This is a genomic window from Sphingobacterium detergens (assembly GCF_003610355.1).
GTDB lineage: Bacteria > Bacteroidota > Bacteroidia > Sphingobacteriales > Sphingobacteriaceae > Sphingobacterium > Sphingobacterium detergens.
In genome coordinates, this window is record NZ_RAPY01000012.1 from 2,229 (window position 1) to 5,342 (window position 3,114).

Consider the following 3,114-nt stretch of genomic DNA (forward strand, 5'->3'; position numbering starts at 1 on the left):
TAAAAAAAAGAGTTCTTTGACATATTGAAAGAGAAAAAAAATTACAAGAGAAGACAACAGTATAGAGACAATGCTGATATGTGTTTGATGTAGGGAGGAGACCCTCGGTCCAGGCCGAACGAATCTTTACGTAGCATATTTGTATATATATCAAAAGCAGCCGCATAGTAGCAAAAGGCTATGTCGGTGAAGAAAGTAAATAAGGGCACACGGGGGATGCCTAGGCTCTCAGAGGCGAAGAAGGACGTGATAAGCTGCGATAAGCTTTGGGGATTGGCAAATGCGATTTGATCCAAAGATTTCCGAATGGGGCAACCTGACTATTTGAAGAATAGTCGTATGATACGCGAACGCGCTGAACTGAAACATCTAAGTAGGCGTAGGAGAAGAAAATAACAATGATTTCCCAAGTAGTGGCGAGCGAACGGGAAAGAGCCCAAACCGATTATGTTACGGCATAGTCGGGGTTGTAGGACCACGAGATTGTACAGCGCTATGAACTGGAAGCAGGTGGGAAACTGCGCAATAAGGGTGAGAGCCCCGTACAGGAAAAGAATGTTGACATAGTGGTATCCTGAGTACCGCGGGACCGGAGAAATCCTGTGGGAATCCACCAGCACCATCTGGTAAGGCTAAATACTCCTGAGAGACCGATAGTGAACCAGTACCGTGAGGGAAAGGTGAAAAGAACCCCGAACAGGGGAGTGAAAAGAACCTGAAACCGTGTGCTTACAAGCGGTTGGAGCAGAGAGATTCTGTGACAGCGTGCCTTTTGCATAATGAGCCTACGAGTTACTCTTGTCTGGCAAGGTTAAGTCCTTCAGGGACGCAGCCGAAGCGAAAGCGAGTCTTAATAGGGCGCATAGTCAGATGAGGTAGACGCGAAACCTTGTGATCTACCCTTGGGCAGGTTGAAGTTGCAGTAACATGTAATGGAGGACCGAACCGATAAACGTTGAAAAGTTTCCGGATGACCTGAGGGTAGGGGTGAAAGGCCAATCAAACTGGGAAATAGCTCGTACTCCCCGAAATGTTTTTAGGAACAGCGTCGGCATCGAGTTTAATAGAGGTAGAGCTACCGATTGGGTGCGGGGGAGTCAAATCCTACCAAATCCAGACGAACTCCGAATGCTATTAAATATGGCCGGCAGTGAGGCTTTGGGTGCTAAGGTCCAAGGCCGAGAGGGAAAGAACCCAGACCATCAGCTAAGGTCCCCAAATTCGTTCTAAGTTGAACTAACGAGGTCCGGTTGCCCAGACAGCTAGGATGTTGGCTTGGAAGCAGCCATTCATTTAAAGAGTGCGTAACAGCTCACTAGTCGAGCGGCCGGGCGTGGATAATAAACGGGCATCAAGAACGGTACCGAAGCTATGGATTTGTAACATTAGTTACATCTGGTAGGGGAGCATTCCATATGGGGTGAAGATATCTGGTAATGGGTGTTGGACCGTATGGAAAAGCAAATGTAGGCATAAGTAACGATAAGGCGGGTGGGAAACCCGCCCACCGAAAGACCAAGGTTTCCTGATCAACGTTAATCGGATCAGGGTCAGTCGGGACCTAAGGCGCACCCGAAGGGGGCAAGCCGATGGACAACTGGTTAATATTCCAGTACTCTTCATAACTGCGATGTGGTGACGGAGTAGTGACACTGCCGCGAACTGACGGAATAGTTCGTTGAAAGGCGTAGGTATAGGGACGGTAGGCAAATCCGCCGACCCTGCTGAACCCCAATAGTACAGCAAAGCTTCGGTGGCGCTGATAGAGCAGGTAAACAGACTTCCAAGAAAACCCGCTAAGCTTCAGGTTATGAAGACCCGTACCGCAAACCGACACAGGTGGTCGAGGAGAGAATCCTAAGGTGCTCGAGTGAGTCATGGCTAAGGAACTCGGCAAAATGGCCCTGTAACTTCGGGAGAAGGGGCGCTGTCTCTGAGAGGAGCAGCCGCAGTGAAAAGGCCCAGGCGACTGTTTAACAAAAACATATGGCTTTGCAAAATCGCAAGATGAGGTATAAGGCCTGACACCTGCCCGGTGCTGGAAGGTTAAGAGGGGATGTCATCGTAAGAGAAGCATTGAATCGAAGCCCCAGTAAACGGCGGCCGTAACTATAACGGTCCTAAGGTAGCGAAATTCCTTGTCGGGTAAGTTCCGACCTGCACGAATGGTGTAACGATCTGGGCGCTGTCTCAGCCATGAGCTCGGTGAAATTGTGGTATCGGTGAAGACGCCGATTACCCGCAACGGGACGGAAAGACCCCATGCACCTTCACTATAGCTTAACATTGAGATTGGGTACAGGATGTGTAGGATAGGCGGGAGATGTTGAAGCGTGTTCGCCAGGATACGTGGAATCAACCTTGAAATACCGCCCTTTCTGTATTCGGTTTCTAACTCCTTTATGAGGAGGACATTGTTTGGTGGGTAGTTTGACTGGGGTGGTCGCCTCCAAAAAGGTAACGGAGGCTTTCAAAGGTAAGCTCAGTACGCTTGGTAACCGTACGTGGAGTGCAATGGCATAAGCTTGCTTGACTGTGAGACCGACAAGTCGAACAGGGTCGAAAGACGGACATAGTGATCCGGTGGTTCTGTATGGAAGGGCCATCGCTCAAAGGATAAAAGGTACGCTGGGGATAACAGGCTGATCTCCCCCAAGAGCTCATATCGACGGGGAGGTTTGGCACCTCGATGTCGGCTCGTCACATCCTGGGGCTGGAGAAGGTCCCAAGGGTTGGGCTGTTCGCCCATTAAAGTGGCACGCGAGCTGGGTTCAGAACGTCGCGAGACAGTTCGGTCCCTATCTGTTGTGGGCGTTGGAAGTTTGAGTGGATCTGACCTTAGTACGAGAGGACCGGGTTGGACAGACCTCTGGTGAACCTGTTATGCCGCCAGGTGTACGGCAGGGTAGCTACGTCTGGAATAGATAAGCGCTGAAAGCATCTAAGTGCGAAACTAGCCACGAGATGAGACTTCCTTATAGGGTCGTAGAAGATGACTACGTTGATAGGCCATAGGTGTAAAGGTTGAGAGACCAAAGCCAAGTGGTACTAATAGCCCGAAGCTTTCTCATGCAGAGACACACTGTTGTCTTCCTCTTTAATTTTTGAAACAAA

1 rRNA gene is annotated in these 3,114 nt (G+C 49.7%); it reads left to right on the forward strand.

Annotated elements, in window-relative coordinates:
* Window positions 1–189: 189 nt before the first annotated feature.
* A 23S ribosomal RNA gene (locus DFQ12_RS27890) occupies window positions 190–3,071 on the forward strand.
* Window positions 3,072–3,114: the final 43 nt, after the last annotated feature.